Source organism: Pseudomonas sp. AC239, from assembly GCF_979258545.1.
Genome location: NZ_OZ409864.1, coordinates 1007692 through 1030945 on the forward strand (window position 1 = coordinate 1007692; position 23254 = coordinate 1030945).

Annotated in this window: 21 protein-coding genes and 4 tRNA genes; 12 read left to right on the forward strand and 13 right to left on the reverse strand. The window is 60.4% G+C overall.

What is annotated here, in order from left to right:
* Genes ACZ0AZ_RS04615 through yacG form a run of 4 tightly spaced genes read left to right on the forward strand, consistent with a single transcriptional unit; the run spans nt 1 to nt 2909 of the window.
* Entirely contained in the window at nt 1-1218 is a 1218-nt protein-coding gene (locus ACZ0AZ_RS04615) for a type II secretion system F family protein (RefSeq protein ID WP_129999811.1), read from the forward strand.
* Between the two features lies 1 nt (nt 1219).
* Complete coding sequence (locus ACZ0AZ_RS04620) at nt 1220-2092, forward strand: prepilin peptidase (RefSeq protein WP_463537010.1); 873 nt, start codon at nt 1220-1222, stop codon at nt 2090-2092.
* Complete coding sequence (coaE, locus tag ACZ0AZ_RS04625) at nt 2089-2712, forward strand: dephospho-CoA kinase (protein ID WP_039761644.1); 624 nt, start codon at nt 2089-2091, stop codon at nt 2710-2712. Before ACZ0AZ_RS04620 ends, coaE begins: the two co-directional genes overlap by 4 nt.
* Nucleotides 2709-2909: a DNA gyrase inhibitor YacG gene (gene yacG, locus ACZ0AZ_RS04630; protein WP_016773149.1), complete on the forward strand. Its 201-nt coding sequence runs from the start codon at nt 2709-2711 to the stop codon at nt 2907-2909. The genes coaE and yacG overlap by 4 nt, the downstream gene beginning before the upstream one ends.
* A gap of 49 nt (nt 2910-2958) precedes the next feature.
* Here the strand turns inward: yacG and ACZ0AZ_RS04635 are convergent, their stop codons facing one another.
* The gene (locus ACZ0AZ_RS04635) at nt 2959-3648 is read right to left on the reverse strand and encodes an energy-coupling factor ABC transporter permease (protein ID WP_039761646.1); all 690 of its coding nucleotides are present in this window, start codon (nt 3646-3648) and stop codon (nt 2959-2961) included.
* Nucleotides 3649-3765: 117 nt separating this feature from the next.
* Between ACZ0AZ_RS04635 and ACZ0AZ_RS04640 the strand changes: the two genes are divergently transcribed.
* The 4 genes from ACZ0AZ_RS04640 (at nt 3766) to ACZ0AZ_RS04655 (ending at nt 6502) form a co-directional block, all read left to right on the forward strand.
* A complete protein-coding gene (locus tag ACZ0AZ_RS04640; protein ID WP_007909887.1) occupies nt 3766-4392 on the forward strand; it encodes a DUF1780 domain-containing protein in 627 nt (208 codons plus the stop codon).
* On the forward strand, nt 4389-4916 hold the full coding sequence (locus tag ACZ0AZ_RS04645; RefSeq protein ID WP_039761652.1) for an MOSC domain-containing protein: 528 nt from the start codon (nt 4389-4391) through the stop codon (nt 4914-4916). The genes ACZ0AZ_RS04640 and ACZ0AZ_RS04645 overlap by 4 nt, the downstream gene beginning before the upstream one ends.
* A 50-nt stretch (nt 4917-4966) precedes the next feature.
* Nucleotides 4967-5140, forward strand: a complete 174-nt coding sequence (locus tag ACZ0AZ_RS04650; RefSeq protein WP_007909875.1) for a DUF3094 domain-containing protein — start codon at nt 4967-4969, stop codon at nt 5138-5140.
* Nucleotides 5141-5203: 63 nt separating this feature from the next.
* The gene (locus ACZ0AZ_RS04655; RefSeq protein ID WP_016773144.1) at nt 5204-6502 is read left to right on the forward strand and encodes an NAD(P)/FAD-dependent oxidoreductase; all 1299 of its coding nucleotides are present in this window, start codon (nt 5204-5206) and stop codon (nt 6500-6502) included.
* Between the two features lie 208 nt (nt 6503-6710).
* Here the strand turns inward: ACZ0AZ_RS04655 and ACZ0AZ_RS04660 are convergent, their stop codons facing one another.
* From ACZ0AZ_RS04660 to rluD, 8 genes are all read right to left on the reverse strand, one after another.
* The gene (locus ACZ0AZ_RS04660; protein WP_039761656.1) at nt 6711-8336 is read right to left on the reverse strand and encodes a methyl-accepting chemotaxis protein; all 1626 of its coding nucleotides are present in this window, start codon (nt 8334-8336) and stop codon (nt 6711-6713) included.
* A 162-nt stretch (nt 8337-8498) separates the two neighbouring features.
* Nucleotides 8499-8575: transfer RNA gene (locus ACZ0AZ_RS04665), tRNA-Pro, on the reverse strand.
* Between the two features lie 97 nt (nt 8576-8672).
* Nucleotides 8673-8748, reverse strand: a tRNA-Lys gene (locus tag ACZ0AZ_RS04670).
* Between the two features lie 5 nt (nt 8749-8753).
* A tRNA-Pro gene (locus ACZ0AZ_RS04675) sits at nt 8754-8830 on the reverse strand.
* A gap of 9 nt (nt 8831-8839) precedes the next feature.
* Nucleotides 8840-8915 (reverse strand) — tRNA-Asn (locus tag ACZ0AZ_RS04680).
* 297 nt (nt 8916-9212) lie between these two features.
* Complete coding sequence (clpB, locus tag ACZ0AZ_RS04685; protein WP_016773142.1) at nt 9213-11777, reverse strand: ATP-dependent chaperone ClpB; 2565 nt, start codon at nt 11775-11777, stop codon at nt 9213-9215.
* A 130-nt stretch (nt 11778-11907) separates the two neighbouring features.
* Nucleotides 11908-12630, reverse strand: coding sequence for a peptidoglycan editing factor PgeF (gene pgeF / locus ACZ0AZ_RS04690; protein ID WP_039761658.1), 723 nt, complete (start codon nt 12628-12630; stop codon nt 11908-11910).
* Nucleotides 12627-13589 (reverse strand): 23S rRNA pseudouridine(1911/1915/1917) synthase RluD, encoded by a 963-nt coding sequence (gene rluD / locus ACZ0AZ_RS04695; protein ID WP_016773140.1) that lies wholly within the window; start codon nt 13587-13589, stop codon nt 12627-12629. The genes pgeF and rluD overlap by 4 nt, the downstream gene beginning before the upstream one ends.
* A gap of 151 nt (nt 13590-13740) precedes the next feature.
* On the opposite strand from rluD, the gene ACZ0AZ_RS04700 reads away from it, so the two are divergent.
* The 4 genes from ACZ0AZ_RS04700 (at nt 13741) to ACZ0AZ_RS04715 (ending at nt 18030) form a co-directional block, all read left to right on the forward strand.
* Nucleotides 13741-14757 carry an outer membrane protein assembly factor BamD gene (locus tag ACZ0AZ_RS04700; protein ID WP_016773139.1) on the forward strand — a complete coding sequence of 339 codons (1017 nt, stop codon included), beginning with the start codon at nt 13741-13743 and terminating at the stop codon, nt 14755-14757.
* A 126-nt stretch (nt 14758-14883) separates the two neighbouring features.
* Nucleotides 14884-15117 carry a PP0621 family protein gene (locus tag ACZ0AZ_RS04705; RefSeq protein WP_039761661.1) on the forward strand — a complete coding sequence of 78 codons (234 nt, stop codon included), beginning with the start codon at nt 14884-14886 and terminating at the stop codon, nt 15115-15117.
* The gene (locus tag ACZ0AZ_RS04710) at nt 15086-16687 is read left to right on the forward strand and encodes a sensor histidine kinase (RefSeq protein WP_372339878.1); all 1602 of its coding nucleotides are present in this window, start codon (nt 15086-15088) and stop codon (nt 16685-16687) included. Before ACZ0AZ_RS04705 ends, ACZ0AZ_RS04710 begins: the two co-directional genes overlap by 32 nt.
* Complete coding sequence (locus ACZ0AZ_RS04715; RefSeq protein ID WP_039761667.1) at nt 16684-18030, forward strand: sigma-54-dependent transcriptional regulator; 1347 nt, start codon at nt 16684-16686, stop codon at nt 18028-18030. The genes ACZ0AZ_RS04710 and ACZ0AZ_RS04715 overlap by 4 nt, the downstream gene beginning before the upstream one ends.
* Before the next feature lie 92 nt (nt 18031-18122).
* Here ACZ0AZ_RS04715 and thiO read toward each other — a convergent pair whose 3' ends face one another.
* The 4 genes from thiO to ACZ0AZ_RS04735 are packed head-to-tail and all read right to left on the reverse strand — an operon-like array spanning nt 18123 to nt 23253.
* Nucleotides 18123-19223, reverse strand: coding sequence for a glycine oxidase ThiO (gene thiO, locus ACZ0AZ_RS04720; protein WP_463537012.1), 1101 nt, complete (start codon nt 19221-19223; stop codon nt 18123-18125).
* A 57-nt stretch (nt 19224-19280) separates the two neighbouring features.
* Nucleotides 19281-19682: a type IV pilin protein gene (locus tag ACZ0AZ_RS04725; RefSeq protein ID WP_129999805.1), complete on the reverse strand. Its 402-nt coding sequence runs from the start codon at nt 19680-19682 to the stop codon at nt 19281-19283.
* 15 nt (nt 19683-19697) lie between these two features.
* Nucleotides 19698-22787, reverse strand: coding sequence for a pilus assembly protein (locus tag ACZ0AZ_RS04730; protein WP_129999804.1), 3090 nt, complete (start codon nt 22785-22787; stop codon nt 19698-19700).
* Nucleotides 22774-23253, reverse strand: a complete 480-nt coding sequence (locus tag ACZ0AZ_RS04735; protein WP_129999803.1) for a pilus assembly PilX family protein — start codon at nt 23251-23253, stop codon at nt 22774-22776. Before ACZ0AZ_RS04735 ends, ACZ0AZ_RS04730 begins: the two co-directional genes overlap by 14 nt.
* Nucleotide 23254: the final 1 nt, after the last annotated feature.

Sequence of the window (23254 nt, forward strand, 5' to 3'; positions counted from 1 at the left end):
ATGGCGGTCAAGGCAGCGAAAGTCAGCGTTTACGCCTGGGAAGGCACGGACCGCAAAGGCAGCAAGGTCACGGGCGAGTTGAGCGGGCAGAACCCCGCACTGATCAAGGCGCAGCTGCGCAAACAAGGGATCAACCCGGGCAAGGTGCGCAAGAAATCCGCTTCCCTGCTGAGCTTGGGCAAACGTATCAAACCGCAGGACATCGCCCTGTTCACCCGGCAGATGGCAACGATGATGAAGGCCGGTGTACCGCTGTTGCAGTCCTTCGACATCATCGGCGAAGGCTTCGAAAACCCGGCCATGCGCAAACTGGTCGATGAGGTCAAACAGGAAGTTGCCGCCGGTAACAGCTTCGCCACCGCCCTGCGCAAGAAACCGCAATACTTCGACGAGTTGTACTGCAATCTGGTCGACGCCGGCGAACAGTCCGGCGCCCTCGACACCTTGCTCGAACGGGTCGCGACTTATAAGGAAAAAAGCGAAGCGCTCAAGGCCAAGATCAAAAAAGCCATGACTTACCCCACCGCCGTGGTGCTGGTGGCGGCGGTGGTGACCGGCATTCTGCTGGTCAAAGTGGTGCCGCAGTTCCAGTCGGTGTTTTCCGGCTTCGGCGCCGAGTTACCGGGCTTCACCCTGATGATCATCAGCCTGTCGGAGTTCATGCAGCAGTGGTGGTGGGCGATTCTTTTTGCCCTGGTGGCAGCCTTTTTCGGCCTTCGCCACGCATTGAAAACTTCACAAGCGCTGCGCGACCGGCGCGATGCCTGGCTGCTGAAGCTGCCGCTGGTGGGGACCTTGATGTACAAGTCCGCCGTCGCACGTTTTGCCCGCACCCTGTCGACCACTTTCGCCGCCGGAGTGCCGTTGGTGGAGGCGCTGGATTCGGTCGCCGGTGCCACCGGCAACGTGGTGTTCAAGCGCGCGGTGCTGCGCGTGCGGCAAGACGTCTCGACCGGCATGCAGCTGAATTTTTCGATGCGCAGCACCGGTGTGTTTCCGAACATGGCGGTGCAGATGACCGCCATCGGCGAGGAATCGGGCGCGCTGGATGACATGCTCGACAAGGTCGCCGGTTTTTATGAGGCGGAAGTCGATAACATGGTCGACAACCTCACCAGCCTGATGGAGCCGTTCATCATGGTGGTGCTGGGGGTCATCGTCGGTGGACTGGTGGTGGCCATGTACCTGCCGATCTTCCAACTCGGCTCAGCGATCTGACATGCCTATAGAAGAACTGTTTGCCGTGTATCCGCTGGTCTTTGTGGTCAGCGCGCTGCTGCTCGGGCTGGTGGTCGGCAGCTTCCTCAATGTTGTGGTCTGGCGCCTGCCGAAAATGCTCGAGCGCGACTGGCGCCAGCAAGCCCATGATGTGCTCGGCCTGCCCACTGAAACGCCGGTGCCGACCTACAACCTGATGCTGCCGCACTCCGCGTGCCCCCATTGCGGACACCGGATCCGCCCGTGGGAAAACATTCCGCTGCTCAGTTATCTGTACCTGCGCGGGCGCTGCTCGGCCTGTGCGGCGCCGATCAGCAAACGTTACCCGCTGACTGAACTCGCCTGCGGCCTGCTTTCTGCGTTCATCGCCTGGCATCTGGGCTTCGGCTGGCCGGCGGGGTTGCTGATCTTGCTGACGTGGGGCTTGCTGGCGATGAGTCTGATCGACTGCGAACATCAGCTGCTGCCCGATGTACTGGTGCTGCCGCTGCTGTGGCTGGGGCTGATCGTCAACAGCTTCGGCGTGTTCGTGGCGTTGCCCGATGCGTTGTGGGGCGCGGTCGCGGGTTATCTGGCGCTGTGGTCGGTGTTCTGGCTGTTCAAACTGCTCACCGGCAAGGACGGCATTGGTCATGGCGACTTCAAACTGCTGGCCTTGCTCGGCGCGTGGGGTGGCTGGCAGATTCTGCCGTTGACGATTTTGTTGTCATCGTTGGTTGGGGCGATTTTGGGCGTCGTCATGCTGCGTCTGCGCGCCCATGCAACCTCGACGCCGATCCCCTTCGGACCCTTTCTGGCAATTGCCGGCTGGATTGCCTTGCTCTGGGGTGGTCAAATAACCGACTTATATTGGCAGTCTGTCGGTTTGAAATGAATAACCCTGTGGAAAAACCCTGGATCCTCGGCCTGACCGGCGGCATCGGCAGCGGCAAGAGTGCAGCGGCGCAGCACTTCATCGATCTCGGTGTGCATGTGGTGGATGCCGATCATGCGGCGCGCTGGGTAGTCGAACCGGGGCGTCCGGCGCTGGCGAAAATCGCCGAGCACTTCGGTTCTGGCGTATTGCAGGCCGATGGCACGCTGAACCGTGCCGCCCTGCGCAAACTGATTTTTGAAGACCCGGAACAGCGACGTTGGCTCGAAGCGCTGTTGCATCCGTTGATCGGCGAGGAAATCGCTCATCACCTGGCGCAGGCAAAATCGCCTTACGCGATTCTGGTTTCACCGCTGCTGATCGAGTCCGGGCAATACGCGATGACTCAGCGCATTCTGGTCATCGATGCGCCGCAACAACTGCAGATCGAACGCACCTTGCAGCGTGACCAGACCAGCGAAGCGCAGGTGCAGGCGATCCTCAAGGCGCAATCGAGCCGTGAAGACCGCGTGAGCCGTGCCGACGACGTTATCGTCAATGACCGCAATCTCGCCTGGCTGCACAGCGAGGTCGAGCGTCTGCATCACTTTTATCTGACTTTATCTGGAGGCCAAGCATGAGCCAGATTCCAACCGTTGAATGCCCGACCTGCGGCGCCCCTGTCGAATTCACCCCGGCAAACAAATTCCGTCCGTTCTGCTCCGACCGCTGCAAACTGATCGACCTCGGCGCCTGGGCGTCGGAGGAGCACAAGATTCCGGTCGCACCGGATGCCGAAGACGAATTGTTTTCCGGCGATTTCGATCCGCGTCATTGATCGCTGATCAGGTTGCGTAATGCCCGCGAGGATGGCGGTTCGGAGTGGATCAAGACTTCGGATCGTCGTCCTTCCACGGCGCCGAAAGGTAACGGGTGCGGTTGAAGGTCTCCAGCCATTCCGGGCAAAACACCACCAACGCGCTGACAACCATGCCGTTGATAAAGGCCTCGGGAAACAGCAGCAACCACAGATAGCCGACGAAATCTTCCAGCCATTCCGGCATGGCGAAGAGGCCGTCGTACCACAGCAGCGTCAGGCTGAGGATCAGGCACAACAGGCCGGACAACGCAGCGGCGAAGAAACCGGAACAGAAAATGTAAACGAACGGATTTCGTGGCTGCGCACGCTCGACCAGAATCGCCACGCATTCGGTGATCAGCACTGGCAGCAGAATCAGCAACGCGCCATTGACGCCCACCGCAGCCAGATCCTGACGCCCCAAAAGCACCAGGCCAATCTGCGCAACCAGCCCGCCGACGACCGCCAGCGGCCAATCGAGCAGCAACGTGACCGCCGTCATGCCGATGAAGTGATAGGACACGCCGGTATCGAAATCTCTGCGCACCAGCCACAGCAGAAACAGCGCGAACACCGTGCCGAACAGCAAGTGCTGCCGGCGACTGTCGCTGAACAGCTCGACCCATGGCGCACGCATGATCGCCCAGAGCAGCACCGGCAGATAAATCAGCCAGCCGAGCGTCAGGCTTGCCGAGGACAGCAGTTCGGCACCGATCATGATTCCCTCACCTTCTCCATGGGCTTACCGCTTTGTCGCAGTCTACACCGCCGATGTATGTGCACCAGCCGATGCAAAGCTTTCTGCTTGTCGCATTTGGACGCTAAGCTTGGGCTTATGGATGATTCAGATTATTTACGCCTGCTGACCATCGCGGCCGAGCAAGCCAATGCGTTCCTGTCCAATGCCCGCAAATGGGAGCGTGAGCGTTGGGTCTGCCAGCGCCTGCTGCAAGGCTTGAACATCCCCTACCGCGCCGATGAGTTCGCCCCTGCGGGTGAACCGCCGGACGTGTTGTTCCGCGATGCCAATTTCGAAGTTTTTTTCGTCCTCGATGAAGGCCGCCGTCTCAATGACGAGTGGCGCGACGAATTGCAGCGTCGGCGCAGCGCGTTTTCCCTGAGCCAATTGGTGCGCCGCGAAGCCAAGCCCAAACGCATCCCGGCCAATGAATTTCTCCTGCGTCTGGCGCCGACCCTGCGCAAGAAGGCGCACAACTACAAGGAGCGCGGCATGGATCTGGGTGAGCTGGATATCATCGCCTTCGCCAGCCTCAAGCGCGAAGTGCTGGATCTCAACAGTCATTTCCCGCCACCGACCGAATATCTGCGTCAGGGCTGGCGCTCGCTGTCGCTGGTCGGCCCGACGTTCGCCCGCGTGCTGTTCGCCCATCCCGACGCACCGGACTTTCTTCGCAGCAACCTCGGCCGCAGCATTGTGTTCGACGTGGGCATCAGCCTGTGACGCCGCTGCAGCAACTGATCGCCGAGGTTCCGCAAACCGGTCGTGTGCGCTGGATCGGCGTGCGTCCAGAATCCCGTGGGCCGATGCTTGAGCTCGACGCGGTCGAGGCGCGGCTGGAAGCCGGGCTCACCGGCGACCACGCCCGCCCGGGCATTCGCAATGCGCGACAGGTGACGCTGATTCAGTGGGAGCACCTGGCGGTAATCAACGCATTGATAGGCCGTCCCGATGACCAGCCGATCCGGCCTGAAGATCTGCGGCGCAATCTCGTTATAAGCGGAATCAATTTGTTTAGCCTGAAGGGGCGGCGCTTTCGCATCGGGCAAGCGATACTCGAAACCACTGGCTGGTGTCAGCCCTGCGCACGCTTGCAGAACAATCTTGGCCCGGGCACTTTCCAGGCCGTGCGCGGGCATGGCGGGATCACCGCCCGGGTGTTACAAAGCGGCATCATTCGCCTCGACGATAGCGTGTGCGTCGAACCGGTTCCGGACAGCGGCTACGCTGCCTTCAACCCGGGCTGAAACCGCTGTAGCCTGTGCTCATTCAGTAACGTCTACCTGACGAGGCAAATATGACCAGCCGCCTGAACCCCGAAGACCAAAAGCATGTCGAAGAGTACCTGCAACTGTCGCAACACCGTGTCGAGCGCCGGCCTTTCCGGCCGTGGATGCTCCTGGTGCTGGTGCTGGCAGTGACCATTGGTCTGGGCCTGTTGAGCCGATTTATCAGTTACCTGACGCTATGAGCTGCATCGCGCTCGCTTGGGTGACGACAAAGATTTCCTTTAAAAACCTTGCGAGTTATCCCTATGTCCCATCGTATTGTCATTGTCGGCGGCGGCGCCGGCGGTCTGGAGTTGGCTACCCGTCTGGGTAAGACCCTGGGCAAGCGCGGCACGGCCAGCGTGATGCTGGTCGACGCGAACCTGACCCACATCTGGAAACCGCTGCTGCACGAAGTGGCCGCCGGCTCCCTGAACTCTTCTGAAGACGAACTCAACTATGTTGCCCAGGCGAAATGGAACCACTTCGAGTTCCAGCTCGGGCGCATGAGCGGACTTGATCGCGCGCAGAAAAAAATCCAGTTGGCCGCAACATACGACGAAAACGGCGTCGAGCTGGTGCCGGCGCGTGAAGTGGCTTATGACTCGCTGGTGATCAGCGTCGGCAGCACCACCAACGATTTCGGCACCCAGGGCGCGGCGCAGCATTGCCTGTTCCTCGATACGCGCAAACAGGCCGAGCGCTTCCATCAGCAATTGCTCAATCATTATCTGCGCGCCCACGCCGGTCAGACCGATGTGGTCGAGCAGATCAGCGTGGCCATCGTCGGCGCTGGCGCTACAGGCGTTGAGTTGGCGGCAGAATTGCACAACGCGGCGCATGAACTGGCGGCTTATGGCCTGGACCGGATCAAACCGGAAAACATGCACATCACGCTGATCGAAGCCGGCCCACGGGTGCTGCCTGCCCTGCCGGAGCGCATCAGCGGGCCGGTGCACAAGACCCTGGAGAAGCTCGGGGTCAATGTGATGACCAACGCAGCAGTCAGCGAAGTGACTGCCGACAGCCTGATCACCGCCGATGGCAACGAGATCAAGGCCAGCCTGAAAGTCTGGGCTGCCGGCATCCGCGCACCGGGTTTCCTCAAGGACATCGACGGTCTGGAAACCAACCGCATCAATCAGCTGCAAGTGCTGCCGACTCTGCAAACCACTCGCGACGAAAACATCTTTGCCTTCGGTGACTGCGCGGCCTGCCCGCAACCGGGCACCGATCGCAACGTGCCGCCACGGGCACAAGCGGCGCATCAACAAGCCTCGTTGCTGGCCAAGTCGCTGAAACTGCGCATCGAAGGCAAGACCCTGCCGGAGTACAAATACACCGACTACGGCTCGCTGATCTCGCTGTCGCGTTTTTCTGCTGTGGGTAACTTGATGGGCAACCTGACCGGCAGCGTGATGCTCGAAGGCTGGCTGGCGCGGATGTTCTATGTGTCGCTGTACCGCATGCACCAGATGGCGCTGTACGGGCCGTTTCGCACGGCGATGCTGATGTTGGGCAGCAAGATTGGCCGCGGCACCGAACCGCGTCTGAAACTGCACTAAGGCCAACATCTGTGGGAGCTGGCTTGCCAGCGATGGCGCCGGATCAGTTGATATTTCTGTTGCCTGACCCACCGCTATCGCGGGCAAGCCCGGCTCCCACAGGTTTTCGTGCTGCTCGAAGATCCGGCGCATTCGCGAGCAGGCTCGCTCCCACCTTTGATCTTTATTCCAAACCCCGCATCGCGCGGGGCTTTTTATTGACTGTCGATCACAGCTGGAAGCGTCGCACCATGCCCTGCAGGGCATTGGCCAGTTGCGACAGCTCGTGGCTCGAGGCACTGGTCTGATCGGCCCCGGCAGCGGAACGCACCGACAGGTCGCGGATATTCACCAGATTTCGATCCACTTCCCGCGCCACCTGCGCCTGCTCCTCGGCAGCGCTGGCGATCACCAGGTTGCGCTCGTGAATCTCGTGCACCGACGCCGTAATCGTCACCAGCGCCTCGCCCGCCCGCTCGGCCAGAACCAAAGTGCTCGCCGCACGAGATGCGCTGGCCTGCATTGACTCCAGCGCCTGGCTCGAACCGCTGCGCATGCCTTGCACCATCTGCTCGATTTCCTGCGTCGATTGCTGGGTGCGATACGCCAGCGCGCGTACCTCATCGGCCACTACCGCAAAACCGCGACCGCTTTCACCCGCACGTGCCGCTTCAATGGCAGCATTGAGCGCCAGCAGATTGGTCTGCTCGGCGATGGCGCGAATCACGTCCAGAACCTTGCCGATGTCCTGCGACTGATTGGCCAGCGACTGCACCAGTTCACCGGTGTTCTGCACATCGCTGGCCAGCGCATTGATCGCGCTGGCGGTTTCGCTGACGCGCTCCTGGCCCAATTGCGCCGACTGACTGGACTGGCGCGTGGCATCGGAGGTCGACACCGCGTTGCGCGCGACCTCCTCCACCGCAGCGGTCATCTGGTTGACCGCAGTGGCGGCTTGCTCGATTTCGTTGTTCTGCTCTTGCAGGCCTTGGGTGCTGTCGACGGTGACGGCGCTCAGTTCGTCAGCGGCAGTGGCCAGTTGTGTGGCTGAGCCGCTGATACCTTGCAGGGTCTCGCGCAGGTTCTGTTGCATCGTCGCCAAGGCCTTGAGCAAGCGGCTGACTTCGTCATTGCCATGGGTTTCGATCGGTCGGGTCAGATCGCCCTTGGCGACACTTTCAGCGGCCTCCACAGCGCTGCTCAGGGGGCGCACGATACTGCGCGTGAGCAACATCGCCAGCGCCACCGTAGCCAGCGCTGCCAAGGCAATGAAAAGAGTAACGATGGTGCGCGAGGTTTCATAATGCGCGGCGGACTTCTCGCTTTCGGCAGCGACCTGGCGGGCGAACAGATCGGCGAGATCGTTGAGTTGCTTGCCGGAGCCGTCGACCACAGTCTTCATATCGACCAACAGCAATTTGGTCAGCTCGTCACGCTTGCCCTGCTCGGCGAGGGTGAATGACTGGGCAATGCCAGTGCGGTACGCAGCGAAGGTTTTCTTGAACTGGTCGTACAGCTGCTGGCCTTCGGCAGTGTCGACCAGTTTGTCGTAGGCGGCGATCTTCTCGCTCAGCTCCTTGTCGCGGGTGTCCATCTGGCCGCGATAGGTGGCGATGTTGGCCGGATCCTGATCGAGCGCCATGCGCAGGGAGATAGTGCGGATGCGCAGCATCAGTTCACGGATCTCGTCGCCGCCACGGATGCTCGGCAACCAGCGGTTCTCCACCGCCACCTCACTGTCGCGGATGCTCGACATCTGCCCTAGCGCAAACACGCCGAGCAAGGCCACCAACACCGCGATCAGGGCAAATCCCAGGGCAGCCCGGGGAGCAATATTCAACTGACGAAGCAACATGACGAACGCCCTTATTCTTGTAATGGCCAGGTTCAAGGGGCGAAGCGTTGGCAGTCCCCTCGTGTTAGCGGGCTATCGGCAGGTTGTATGACGACTTGAAGCGATTCCGCTTTCGGCAGGCAAAAAAAATCCCCGTATCTTTCGATACGAGGATTTTCAATATGGTCGGGGTAAGGGGATTCGAACTCCTGACATCCTGCTCCCAAAGCAGGCGCGCTACCGGACTGCGCTATACCCCGGTAAAAAAAAGGCGACCTTTCAAAGATCGCCTTCTTCGATCAGCGCTTTTGGCCTCTGATCTTAAGATTCGATCCCAGCGCAAACTGGTTTCAAAAATGGTGGGTCGTGTGGGATTCGAACCTACGACCAATTGGTTAAAAGCCAACTGCTCTACCAACTGAGCTAACGACCCAAATATGGTCGGGGTAAGGGGATTCGAACTCCTGACATCCTGCTCCCAAAGCAGGCGCGCTACCGGACTGCGCTATACCCCGGTTTGAAATTGGCTCCGTGACCAGGACTCGAACCTGGGACCCAATGATTAACAGTCATTTGCTCTACCGACTGAGCTATCACGGAACTACATATTTCAATTTACAACGGTGAAGCTTTGTTGCATCTCGCCACCCGTTCGCATCGCTGCGTTCGTGTGTCTGAGGCGCGCTATTCTACAACCTAGAACACCTCTGTCAACCCCCTAAATTGCTTTCAAGTTAATGATTTGCAACTTATTTCAGATTCCAACCCAGTGGGTTGAAACGCTGCCGGTGACTGACTGCGGGGCGCACTTTACAAGCCTTTTCCTTTGAGTTCAACAGCCTGGCGAAAAAAAGGCCTCGCATTGCGAGGCCTTCCCGGTTTCATTGCCGCCAAGGCTTAGCCGAAAACGATTTCGTCGTTCTCGACCTTGCCGGTGGCGGTGTCGCCAGGCATGAAATGACCCGACAGGATCAACTGCGCCAGCGGGTTTTCGATCCAGCGCTGGATCGCCCGTTTCAGAGGACGTGCGCCATACACCGGGTCGTAACCGACCGCGATCAGCTTGTCCATCGCTTCCGGGCTCAGCTCCAGCTTCAGCTCGCGCTCGGCCAGACGACTGCGCAGACGACCCAACTGGATCTCGGTAATCCCGGCGATCTGATCCCGCGCCAGCGGCTCGAAGATCACCACCTCGTCGACCCGGTTGATGAACTCCGGACGGAAGTGCGACGTCAGCGCGTCCATCACCGCAGCGCGCTGCGCCTCACGATCACCGACCAGTTCCTGGATCTGCATCGATCCCAGGTTGGACGTCATCACGATCACCGTGTTGCGGAAGTCCACCGTACGCCCGTGACTGTCGGTCAGCCGGCCATCCTCAAGCACTTGCAGAAGGATGTTGAACACATCCGGATGGGCCTTCTCGACTTCGTCCATGAGGATCACCGAGTACGGCTTGCGACGCACCGCTTCGGTCAGATAACCGCCCTCTTCATAACCGACGTAGCCTGGTGGCGCGCCGATCAGACGAGCCACGGAATGTTTCTCCATGAACTCGGACATGTCGATCCGTACCATCGCCTCTTCGGTATCGAAGAGGAACTCGGCCAAGGCCTTGCACAGCTCGGTTTTACCGACACCGGTCGGGCCGAGGAACATGAACGAGCCGCTCGGACGATTCGGGTCGGACAACCCGGCGCGAGAACGCCGCACGGCGTTGGCCACGGCCACGACCGCTTCTTCCTGACCGATCACCCGCTTGTGCAACAGGCTTTCCATCTTCATCAGCTTGTCGCGCTCGCCTTCAAGCATTTTCGACACCGGGATACCGGTCCACTTCGACACGACTTCGGCAATCTCTTCCTCGGTCACCTTGCTGCGCAGCAACTGGTTTTCGCTCTTGCCGTGCTGGTCGACCATCTGCAGGCTGCGCTCCAGATCCGGGATCACCCCGTACTGCAACTCGGCCATGCGATTCAGGTCGCCTTTGCGGCGCGCAGCTTCCAGCTCCTGACGCGATTGCTCGATCTTCTGCTGAATCTGCGCAGAACCCTGCACCTCGGCTTTTTCCGAGTTCCAGATTTCTTCCAGATCGGAATACTCACGCTCGTGACGCTCGATTTCTTCCTGGAGCTTTTCCAGGCGTTTCTTCGCTGCGTCGTCACTTTCTTTCTTCAGTGCCTGGGATTCCACCTTCAGCTGAATCAGGCGCCGCTCCAGACGATCGAGCACTTCCGGTTTGGAGTCGATTTCCATGCGGATACGGCTGGCGGCCTCGTCGATCAGGTCGATGGCCTTGTCCGGCAGTTGCCGATCAGTGATGTAGCGATGGCTGAGCTTGGCCGCGGCGATGATCGCGCCGTCGGTGATCGCGACCTTGTGGTGAACCTCGTAACGCTCTTTAAGGCCCCGCAGGATCGCAATGGTGTCTTCTTCGCTCGGCTCATCCACCAGGACTTTCTGGAAACGCCGCTCGAGCGCCGCATCCTTCTCAATATATTGGCGGTACTCGTTGAGCGTGGTCGCGCCGACGCAGTGCAACTCGCCGCGAGCCAACGCTGGCTTGAGCATGTTGCCGGCGTCCATCGAGCCTTCGCCTTTACCGGCGCCGACCATGGTGTGCAGTTCGTCGATGAACAGAATGATCTGCCCTTCCTGCTTCGACAGTTCGTTGAGCAAGCCTTTCAGGCGCTCTTCGAACTCGCCGCGATACTTGGCGCCGGCAATCAACGCACCCATGTCCAGCGACAGCAGGCGCTTGCCTTTAAGGCCGTCCGGCACTTCGCCGTTGATGATGCGCTGCGCCAGCCCTTCGGCGATCGCGGTTTTACCCACGCCAGGCTCACCGATCAGCACCGGGTTGTTTTTGGTGCGACGCTGCAGAACCTGAATGGTGCGACGAATTTCGTCGTCACGGCCGATCACCGGATCAAGCTTGCCGTCTTCGGCGCGCTTGGTCAGATCGACGGTGTACTTGTCCAGCGCCTGCCGCGACTCTTCGTGGTTGGCGTCATTTACCGCTTCGCCGCCACGCAGGTTGTTGATCGCATTTTCCAGGGCTTTTTTGCTCACGCCCTGGCCGAGCAGCAGCTTGCCGAGCTTGCTGTTCTCGTCCATCGCGGCTAGCAGCACCAGTTCGCTGGAGATGAACTGGTCTCCCTTCTGCTGAGCCAGACGGTCGGCCTGATTGAGCAGGCGCGCCAGATCCTGCGACATGTTGACGTCGCCGGTCGGGTTCTGGATTTTCGGTAGTTGATCGAGCTCTTTGGTCAGCTCTTTACGCAAGCTGTTGACGTCGAAGCCTACTTGCATCAGCAGCGGCTTGATCGAGCCGCCCTGCTGTTCAAGCATGGCCTGCATCAAGTGCGCCGGCTCGATGGCCGGATGATCGTGGCCAACCGCCAACGACTGAGCGTCGGACAAGGCCAACTGTAATTTGCTGGTTAAACGGTCTATACGCATGGGTCACCTTCCTTTTGAGCAGGCCGGACCTAAAAACCATCCTGAATAAAGAAACCTGCCAGATACCGCTATAGATGCGGTCGATTCTGCAAGATTCAAGCGTCGGAGGGTTGATACAGGTCAGGCAAGTCTAGCGGGTGATCCAAACGAGAGAGGCGAAGCGCCCAGTGCGCGACGCACGGCGATAGGAGAAGAAGCGCAGATCGGTCACGGTGCAGAAACCGCCACCATAAACAGCGGTAACACCGCTTTCAGCCAGACGCAGGCGCGCCAGCTGATAGATGTCAGCCATGAACTTGCCGGCATTGCTGCTCGGCACGAAGGCTGTCGCCGCTTCCGGCAACTGCTTGACGAAGACTTCGCGTACTTCCGCGCCGACTTCAAAGGCTTGCGGGCCAATCGCCGGACCGAGCCAGACCAGCACGTCTTCAGGTGCAACATCGAGGCTGTCGAGCGTGGCTTCAAGCACACCCGCCGCCAGACCACGCCAACCGGCATGGGCCGCTGCTACGCGAGTGCCCGCACGATCGCAGAACAACGCCGGCAGGCAGTCCGCCGTCATCGCCGCGCAGGCGATACCCGGCGTTGCGGTCCAACTGGCATCTGCAGTCGCAACGACGCCCGGATCAGCATGCGCAACGGTGACCCCATGCACTTGCTGCAACCAGGCAGGCTGTATGGAAAAGTGATCGGTCAAACGACGACGGTTTTCGGCCACCGCTTGCGGGCAATCATCGACGTGATCGCCCAGATTCAGGCTGTCGAACGGCGCCTCGCTGACACCACCCTCGCGGGTGGTTACACAGGCCCTGACGCTGGCCGGCGCAGGCCAGTCCGGCGTCAGCCAGTTCATCCGACGAAGGCCTCGCGATCCTGTTTGAGCAGGGTCAGCAGCCAGACGAAATCTTCCGGCAGCGGCGATTCCCAGCTCATGCGCTCACCGCTCGTCGGGTGATCGAGTTCGAGGAAGCGCGCGTGCAGGGCCTGACGCGGGAAGTGCTTGAGCGACTCGACCATGGTCGGATTGGCCGCTGGCGGAATGCGGAAACGCCCGCCATACGCCGGATCGCCGACCAACGGGAAGTTGATGTGCGCCATGTGCACGCGGATCTGGTGGGTCCGACCGGTTTCCAATTTCACCCGCACGTGGGTGTGCGAACGGAAGCGTTCGAGCACGCGGTAGTGGCTGACGGCAGGCTTGCCGCCTTCCATCACCGCCATGCGCTGGCGTTGCTGACCGTGACGACCGATCGGTGCGTTGATCTTGCCACCGGCGGTGACCACGCCGATCACGATGCACTCATAGATGCGGCTAACGCTGCGGCTCTGCAACTGCGCAACCAGTTTGGTCTGCGCCTGAATGGTCTTGGCCACCACCATCAAACCAGTGGTGTCCTTGTCCAGACGATGCACGATACCGGCGCGCGGGACATTGATGATGTCCGGCACATGGTGCAACAAAGCGTTGAGCAGAGTGCCATCGGCGTGACCGGCAGCCGGGTGCACCACCAGGCCCGCAGGCTTGTTGATCACCAGGATGTCGTCGTCTTCATAGACGATGTCGAGCTCGATGTCCTGGGCGATCCACTCGCCCTGGGCTTCCTGCTCGGCAGTCAGCTCAAGGACGGCACCGCCATGCACAATGTCGCGCGGACGGATCACCGCCCCGTCCACAGTCAGGCGGCCTTCTTTGATCCAGGCGGAAAGGCGCGAGCGTGAGTGCTCAGCGAAGAGTTGGGCGGCGACTTGATCGAGGCGTTGGCCGCCCAATTCGGACGGCACCTCTGCGCGAAGTTCTATTTTATCGGACATGCTCGGACTGGGCGTCGGCACAGCCTTTGGTTTCGGCTGCGCGCTTGTGGTTAAATACGGCGTCTTTTGCCCCGAGGCTTTTCAACGGGGCGCTCATCATAACAGGACGGCCCCGCCCAAGACAGCGGCCGTCATAGGGACGCAAGCCGCCATGCAAGTGAAACACCTGCTGCTGATCGCCATCCTCGCATTGACCGCTGCTTGCTCATCGAAGGAAGTCGTAGACGAAAACCTCAGCGAAGCCGAGCTGTATCAGCAGGCTCAGACTGATCTGGACAACAACAGCTACACCAGCGCCACAGCCAAGCTGAAGGCTCTGGAGTCGCGTTATCCGTTCGGTCGCTACGCCGATCAGGCTCAGCTGGAGTTGATCTACGCCAACTACAAGAACGCCGAGCCGGAAGCTGCCAAGTCTGCCGCCGAGCGTTTCATTCGTTTGCATCCGCAGCATCCGAACGTGGATTACGCGTACTACCTCAAGGGTCTGACCTCGTTCGACCAGGACGTCGGCCTGCTGGCGCGCTTCCTGCCGCTGGACATGACCAAGCGTGACCCGGGCGCCGCCCGTGACTCGTACAACGAGTTCGCGCAGCTGACCAGCCGCTACCCGAACAGCCGCTACGCGCCGGACGCCAAGCAGCGCATGATCTACCTGCGCAACCTGCTGGCGGCCTACGAAATCCACGTCGCTGACTACTACCTGACCCGTCAGGCTTACGTAGCCGCTGCCAACCGTGGCAAGTACGTGGTCGAGAACTTTCAGGAAACCCCATCGGTCGGCGACGGCCTGGCGGTGATGACCGAGGCTTACCAGCGTCTGCATCTCGACGATCTGGCGGCCACCAGTCTGGAAACCCTCAAGCTCAACTACCCGGATCACCCGAGCCTGCAGGACGGCCAGTTCGTGCCACGCGTGGCCGAGGCCGACAACCGTTCGTTCCTGAGCAAGGCGACTCTGGGCCTGATCGAATCGCGTCCACCGCTGCCGCCGGGCGAAACCCGCGCCAACCAGGACGTGCAGAAGCAGTTCCAGGACGCGAAAGATGCGATCCCGAACGAGCTCAAGCCTAAGGACGAAAACGGCGACGTGATCGAAGAGCCAGAGCCGGAGTCCAGCGACACCGACCGCTCGTGGTTCAGCTACATGACCTTCGGCGTGTTCGACTGATCACACCGGCGGTACGAAAAAGGGAGATCTGCGGATCTCCCTTTTTTATTGCCGCGCTTTAATTGGCTGTGCGCTGATCGGGTCCTTGGCTAAACTGCCGGATCATCAGTCGAAAAGCCGCTCATCATGCTTCGTTTATTGTTCTGGATTGCCCTGATCTTCGCCGCCATCTGGCTCTGGCGCAAATTCAAGGCCCCCGCCTCGTCCACCCGCTCGCCGCGCGAACAGGACGCGCCGCCGATGGTGCGCTGCGCCCACTGCGGCGTGCATTTGCCTCGCGACCGCGCGCTGGGCAACCAACAGCAGTGGTATTGCAGCCAGGCTCATCTTGAGCAAGGCCCGGGCGCCAGTGGTCGCTGAGACCGACCAAAAACAGGCTCAGCGTCTGCTGCGCCTTTATCATCTGTACCGTTTGAGTGTTGGCATCACCCTGGTGCTGCTGATCTCCAGCAACATGGACAATCGCCTGCTGACGTCGGCCAACGACGAATTGCTGCGCGGCGGCAGCTGGCTGTACCTGATCATCAACATGCTGCTGGTGGTGTTCCTCGAAAACACCCGGCGCCCGGCGCAACTGTTCACTTTAGCGTTGGTCGATGTGCTGCTGTTGTGCGGCCTGTTCTACGCCGCCGGCGGCGTGGCCAGTGCGCTGGGCAACTTGCTGGTCGTCTCGGTGGCGATCAGCAACACGCTGCTGCGAAGGCGCATCGGCCTGTTGATTGCCGCGATCGCGGCAATCGGCATTGTCGGCCTGAGCTTTCTGCTGGGTCTCAGCCAGCCCCTCAGCGCCAACGCCTACCTGCAAGCCGGCACCCTCGGCGCACTGTGCTTTGCCGCCTCGTTGCTGGTGCAGGGGCTGATCCGCCGACTGGAAGTCAGTGAGACCCTGGCCGAACGGCGCGCCAGCGAAGTGGTCAGCCTGGAGGCGCTCAACGCGTTGATCCTGCAACGCATGCGCACCGGTATTCTGGTGCTCGATGAACAACGCCGAGTGCAACTGGCCAATCACAGTGCACAAAGCCTGCTCGCCCATAGCCACCTGCAAGGACATCTGATCGACGAGTATTCGCCCGCGCTAGTCGATCGCCTGCAGCTGTGGCGCAACAACCCGACCTTGCGCCCGCAGAGCCTGAAAATCCCCGGCAATGGGCTTGAGCTGCAACCCAGCTTCATCGCCCTTGAGCAGAGTCCGAACCAGCAGACGCTGGTGTTTCTCGAAGACCTGGCGCAAATCACCCAACAGGCGCAGCAACTCAAGCTCGCTGCGCTCGGGCGTTTGACCGCCGGCATCTCCCATGAAATTCGCAATCCGCTGGGCGCCATCAGTCACGCCGCGCAGTTGCTGGCCGAGTCCGAGGAACTCGATAGCGCCGATCGGCGTCTGACGCAGATTATTCAAGACCACTCCCAGCGCATGAACCGAGTCATCGAAAACGTCCTGCAACTGTCCCGGCGCCAGCAAAGCGCACCGCAACGCCTGGACCTCAAGCCGTGGCTGGAAAACTTCGTCGGCGAAACCCGCGAGCAGGCCAACGAGCGCCAGCACATTCATCTGCGGATCAATTCCGGCGATTTCACCACGCTGATGGACCCCAACCAGCTGCGGCAGATTCTCGACAATCTGATACGCAACGCCTGGCGTCACAGTGCCCAATTGCACGAGCAGGCCGACGTCTGGCTGGCACTATTCGTCGACCCCGACAGCCAGTTGTCAGTCCTCGAAGTGCAGGACAACGGCCCCGGCGTGTCGGCCGACGAACAGGCACATCTCTTTGAGCCGTTCTTCACCACCAGCAGCCAAGGCACCGGTCTTGGCCTTTATCTGTCCCGTGAGCTGTGCGAAAGCAACCAGGCACGCCTAGACTTCAAATCACGCCAAGGCGGCGGCTGCTTTCGCATCACCTTTGCTCACGGACGGAAACAAAGTTGAATACAAGCCCACGGCAAAAAATTCTTATCGTCGACGACGAACCGGATATCCGCGAGCTCCTGGAAATCACCCTGGGACGGATGAAACTCGAGACCTTCAGCGCACGCAATATGGGCGAGGCGCGGGCGCTGTTACAGCGCGAGCACTTTGATCTGTGCCTGACCGACATGCGCCTGCCCGACGGCACCGGGCTGGAACTGGTGCAGCACATCCAGCAACGCGATCCGCACCTTCCGGTGGCGATGATCACCGCGTATGGCAGCCTCGAAACCGCAATCAATGCGCTGAAAGCCGGCGCGTTCGATTTCCTCACCAAACCGGTGGAGCTGCCGCGATTGCGTGAATTGGTCAGTTCGGCGCTGCGCATGCCGACAGCGAGCGGGCTCAGCACCGCGATCGAGCGAAGGCTGCTGGGTGACTCGCCGCCGATGGCCAATCTGCGCAAGCAGATCGACAAGCTCGCACGCAGCCAGGCGCCGGTGTACATCAGCGGCGAATCCGGCAGCGGCAAAGAACTGGTCGCCCGTTTGATCCACGAACAAGGTCCGCGCGCCAGCCAGCCGTTTGTGCCGGTGAACTGCGGGGCGATTCCGTCAGAGCTGATGGAAAGCGAGTTTTTCGGCCACCGCAAAGGCAGTTTCACTGGAGCCGTCGAAGACAAGCCGGGGCTGTTTCAAGCGGCACACGGCGGCACATTGTTTCTCGATGAGGTCGCCGACCTGCCACTGTCGATGCAGGTCAAGCTGCTGCGGGCGATTCAGGAAAAAGCCGTGCGCAGCGTCGGCGGCCAGCAGGAAACAGTGGTCGACGTACGTATCCTTTGTGCCACGCACAAAGACCTTGAAGCAGAAGTTTCGGCCGAACGCTTCCGCCAGGATCTGTATTACCGGCTCAACGTCATCGAACTGCGCGTGCCGTCCCTGCGCGAACGCCGCGACGACATCGAGGCGCTTGCCATGCACGTGCTCAAACGCTTGGCCAAAGACACCGGACAACCCGAAGCGCGCCTGCATCCGCAGGCGCTGGAGGCGCTGAAGAACTATCGCTTTCCCGGCAACGTGCGCGAACTGGAGAACGTCCTCGAGCGCGCGCACACCTTGTGTGAAAACCGCACGATCGAAGCGCAGGATCTGCGCTTGAGCGAAGGCAATTGCTCGGCGGATGGCGCATTGGCCGACCTGACGCAGATCGACAATCTCGAGGATTATCTGGAGAGCGTCGAGCGCAAACTGATTTTGCAGGCGCTGGAGGAAACCCGCTGGAACCGCACAGCGGCGGCGCAGCGGTTGAGTCTGTCGTTTCGGTCGATGCGCTATCGGCTGAAGAAGTTGGGCCTGGATTAAAGGCCCCTTCGCGAGCAGGCTCGCTCCCACATTTGGAATGAGTATTCCTGTGAGAGCGAGCCTGCTCGCGAAGGCGGTCTACCAGCCTCTGACTAAATCCGGCCCTCAGGCGCATACGGCGCCGGATCAATAATCGGCGCCCGCCCCAGCATCACGTCAGCAAACAACTGACACGACGCCGGCGCCAGCACCAGCCCGTTGCGGTAATGCCCGCAGTTCAGCCACAACCCCTCGAACCCCGGCACCCGGCCAATAAAGGGAATGCCTTCCGGCGACCCCGGCCGCAGTCCGGCCCAGTGCCCGACCACTTCGGCATCCGCCAGCGCCGGCAACAATTCGATCGCCGAGGCCTTTAGGCTTTCCAGCGCTGCATCGGTTGGGGTCTTGTCGTAACCTTCGTGCTCCAGCGTGCTGCCGATCAGAATGTGACCGTCGCGACGCGGGATCGCATAACGCCCCTTGGCCAGCACCATGCTCGGCAGGAAATCAGCTGCGCACTTGTAGAGAATCATCTGGCCTTTGACCGGCTCGACCGGCAGCGTCAGGTCCAGCGTCTTCAGTAGATCACCGCTCCACGCTCCCGCCGTCAGCACAATATCGTCGCCGTTGATCACGCCTGTCGGAGTCTGCACGCCGACCACGCGCTCGCCCTCGCGGACGAAGCCTCCAACTTCGCATTGCTCATGAATCGTGACATTGGGCAGCGCCAGCAACGCGGCTTTCAGCGATTTGACCAGCCGTGGATTGCGCACATTGGCGACATCGGCCATGTAGATCGCCCGACTGAAACCGCTGCCGAGCACCGGCACCGCGTCATGCGCCGCCGAGATATCCACAGCCCGCAGCGGCCGGTTTTCCCGCTCGGCCCAGGCCAGTGCGTCGGCTTCATCGTCCAGGTCCAGCCAGTACAGGCCGGTGGTGTGCACTTCAGGATCGACGCCAATACTGGCAAACAAACGCTCGCCGAGCTGTGGATAAAAATCCTGCGACCAATGCGCCAGTGCGGTGACCGCCGGGCTGTAGCGCCACGGGTACAACGGCGACACGATACCGCCGCCAGCCCAGGACGACTCCTGGCCGACATTCGAGCGATCCAGCAGCACCACGCTGCGCACTTCGGAGGCGAGATTGTAGGCGGTGAGCAGGCCAATCACTCCGCCACCGACAATCACCACTTGCTGTTGCCTGGTCATGTTTGATCCAACCGTAAAAAAGACAGTGGGCGCAAAAGGCGCCCGAAAAAGAATGCGTCAGCGGCCCCAGCAATCCTTGGCGGTCACTCCGGTGGTCGCGTTGTTCATGCTTCGCACGCCGGTGTTGGTCAGGGTGAAATCCCCGCACTTGTCGGTGGCCATGGCCGTACCGGTTTTACGAATCGCCGTCAGCACAAAGGTCTGGTCGGTCAGCGTTGGGGTGATGGTGTAGAAATCATTGCCCGCGCTCAGTCCGGTGACGCCGGTGTAGACATTGTTGCGGGTGTAGAAGCGTTCAAGAGTCTGCGCCTGCTCCGAGAGTAGCGAGACCACTTCGGCGCGACGGCCCTTCTTCACGTATTCGTTGTAGCTGGGGATGCTGATGGTGAGGATGATCCCGATAATCGCAATGACGATCATGATCTCGATCAGGGTAAAACCTCGGCTGGATCTGCGCATGCCTCAAATTCTCGCTTACTGGATTTGTCGCCACATGATACGACGGCTGCCGCCGCCACCTTTTTCCACAATGACCGTGACCGCGCCGCTGGTGTCAGTCGTGCCCTTGCGCTCGCCGTTAGCGGAGATGAAGTTCAGGGTCGGAATGCCGCCGGTAAAAATCACGCCGCTGGATATCATGTCATTGCTGTCGACCAAACGGTCGCCAGTGGTGTCGATCACGGCGTAGTTGAGCATCTTACCGTTGAACGCATCGAGTTCGACGAGTCGGCCCGTACCAAAGCTCGAACAAGGGTCGGTGGTATCGACGCTGGCGGTGGTAAAAACAACTCGCCCCAAAACAATACTGGCCTGATTGATCACGCGCTCGCCGGTCAGCACGTTGTTATACACCAGCGGCAGGTACCAGCCTTTTTCTCCCGGATACGTCGTTTCATTCTGGCTAGTGGTCAGGAACTGCCCGGAGCTGCCGGAGAACGAACCGGTGATCGTTTGCGACTGCAAACTGCTGACGGTGATTTGCCCGGCACCACCCTCTGCATCCCAGATCGAGTAGAACGCCTGCAGATCCTTGTTGGTCTTGTCGGCAGTCTCGTTGAACTTGCCGGTGCCAAAAAACACCTGTTTGCCGCCCTGTGGGTTATCCGCCAGCAGCGGTTGCGCGGTGATCGGTTGCGTTGCCCCGCCCGGCGCGGTGAACAGAGGCTTGCCGGCAAACGCCACGCCCCAGCTTTCCGGCGCCGTCGCGCTCAAGTCGAATTTCCACATGCGTCCTTTCAGGTCTCCCCCGTACGCCGCCTGTACCACGTTCGAAGAGTTGACCCTGAGTTCAACCGATGACAGACCGTTGCTGGTTTCCGTGCTATCGATGACGATTTTCCTGATCAGCGAACCATCCATTGCATCCAGTACATACAAAGCCGCAACCCCCGAGTTGCTGCCGTAACCATTGGCGATGAATGTCGCCCAGCGACCATTGGCCAAGCGTGCCACTTCCGGACGCGCGTAGGCGTAACCCAGATCATTGAACGCGTTCGACGTGTTGGCGGTGACCGGCGCACTGATTTCCCACAGTGCTCTGATCACGTTACCCGCCGAGGCATCGAACAGTTGCAGCCCATAGAAGGTTTTGCCACCGGCCCCCGTCCCGCCAATGGCCAGAGTTTTCCAGGCAGTGCCGGCCTGCGCATCGAACACACCGACCTGACCGTCCACCAGGAATTTGTGGCTGACGCCGTTGACGTAGTTCGTATCCGCGATCAGCCGCAAGGAAGGCAGCACGCTGGAAGGCATGTAGGCATAACGGCGCGTGCCGTTCGCCGAATTGATCACATTGACGAAGCCGTCGTTGGCGTTCACCACCAGACTGGTATTCATGTTCGCAGCCTTGGTCGTCAGGTAGTTGGTGTAACTGCTATCGCCCGACAGATCCGACGCAGTCTTGTCTGCAGGCGAGGCAAGCACCAGCGGCGAATTGATGATGTCACCGAGCAGCACACTGCGCACTTTGAGCCCGGCCTTGTTGGTGCCTTTGCTCCACTCCACCAGATCATTACCGTTGATCCCGGTAGGCAGGCCCTGATTCAGAGTGGTCTGCTGGGCCGGGGAAAAGTTGCCGAATGCCAGGGTTATCGGCGCATTGCTCACGGTGTTCCATGACTGGAAAGTCGGCGCGGTGGCGGAGGGCACGATGGTGGTGTCGGTCGACCATTGCGCCGCCGAGGTATTTACCGTGCCGGTCGAGGTAAAGCCAAACGACCTGATCGTGCCGCGCCAATCCTTGGGATCGTAAGTGGTCTGGTAGAAACTGCTGCCAGTGGTCAACGTGCTGCTGCTGGCTGCACCGGCGCCACCGGAGCCGGCTTTGGAAGTGATATCGCTCAATGCCGACGACAACGCCGCATTGAGCCCGGAGCTGTCGGTCGCCTGGTAATACCTGCCCTGCCCATAACTGGCGGCGTCGGACAACATGTCGTTGTCCGCAGCGAACCCGACAGTGTAGGTATTCATGTTCTGCCGCGGAAAATCCACCGCGTTCCAGCTCTTGCCGGCGGCGTCGGTGCCGGTCGAGCGCATGTCGATGTCGAAGGCGAATTTGGCAATGTCATCCAGATAAAGGGTGTCGCCTTCACCGTCACCGTTGAGGTTGTCGCCATCGTTATTCACGCCATCCCAGTTCGGTAATCGACTGCCTCCAAGCGGATCGTTGGTCGGGAAGGTACGGTCATAGGTCGGCAAGCCATCGGTAATCACCACGCCGTAGTTTTTCTGGCAGCGATACTGGATGGGGCTGGTATAGGTCGTCGGGGTGCCGTTGTAGTAAGGCGCCAGGCCGCGCATGTAGCGCGTGACTTCGTAATAGCTCTCGGCCAAGGGCGTGTTGGCCACCGCGTTCAATCCGTTGATCGATGAAATCAGCGCGTTGTAGTTGGTATCTGCCTGGGCCTGGGTCACGCTGCCGGTGACCGGCGACAAATCGGTGATCGAGCGAGCGATGAAACCGCCGTTGCCCGGGTTGCTGCTGGTGGCCGGATTGAATGTCGACAGGCCCATGCGCAAGGTGCGGTTGCTGCTCACCAACGCAGTGGAAACGTTGCGCGCGACGTTCATCCGGTAATCGTTGGGGATCGCCCCCGTGGTGAAGTCGCGGGTGCCGTTGCTGTTGGCCAGGCTGACGATGTAGGAAATGTAATCGGCGGAATAACGAGTGTTCTCGTTGCCTACGGGATCGGGCAATTTCAGGCACAACGGCGCCACACTGTTGTTGTAAAACGCATAAGCGCCTCCCGAGCAACCGGAGGTTGGCAGGCTCGATAAAAATACCGTGTCGCCGGTTATCTGGGGGGCATTGAGCGCAGTGCACAATCCAAGGAAGGCATTGCACTGCCGGGCCGGTGTACGGTTGACGGTCGGGTCAAATCCGGCGGCGTAGATGATGCTGTTCATGCTTCCTGAATCGTCGATCAGCAGCATCACGTTTGGCGCCACCGCAGCCGCGCTCAACAATGGCGAATCGGACGGCGTGAACGCCCAGGCCGGCGCCGCCAGATAGAAACTCAGGAGCATGCCGATCAGCAGCGACACGCCGCGTTCAATACTTCGCATAGACACTCTCCACCACGCTACGCGAATTGCCGGCGATGCCGACCGCAGTCACTCGATACAACGTCGCCGAAGTGTTGCTCGGCACGTTCACCGCCGTCAGGGTCGTGCCGATATTCTGCACACCATAAAAGCCATTACCGGCAGCGATCCAGGTCACCCCGGAGGTCGAATTGAAACCTGCCGAGCTGACCGATGACGATTCCGCCGGCGGCAGACATTGGGTCGTGCCGCTGCACACCGCCAAAGAGTAACTGTCCAGTTGCACTGCGCTTTCACCGACACGCAATGCCGCTTCGGCCGCCTGAAAGGATTGATTGCGCAAGCTGACGCTGCCGGCCATTTTTTCTTGCAGGTTGGCGCTCTGCATCGACGACAAGCCAATCAACGTGAGCAACAGCAGAAACACCAGACTGACCAGCAAGACCATGCCGCGCTGGGCCTGACGTTGCTGCAAGGAAATCCTCATC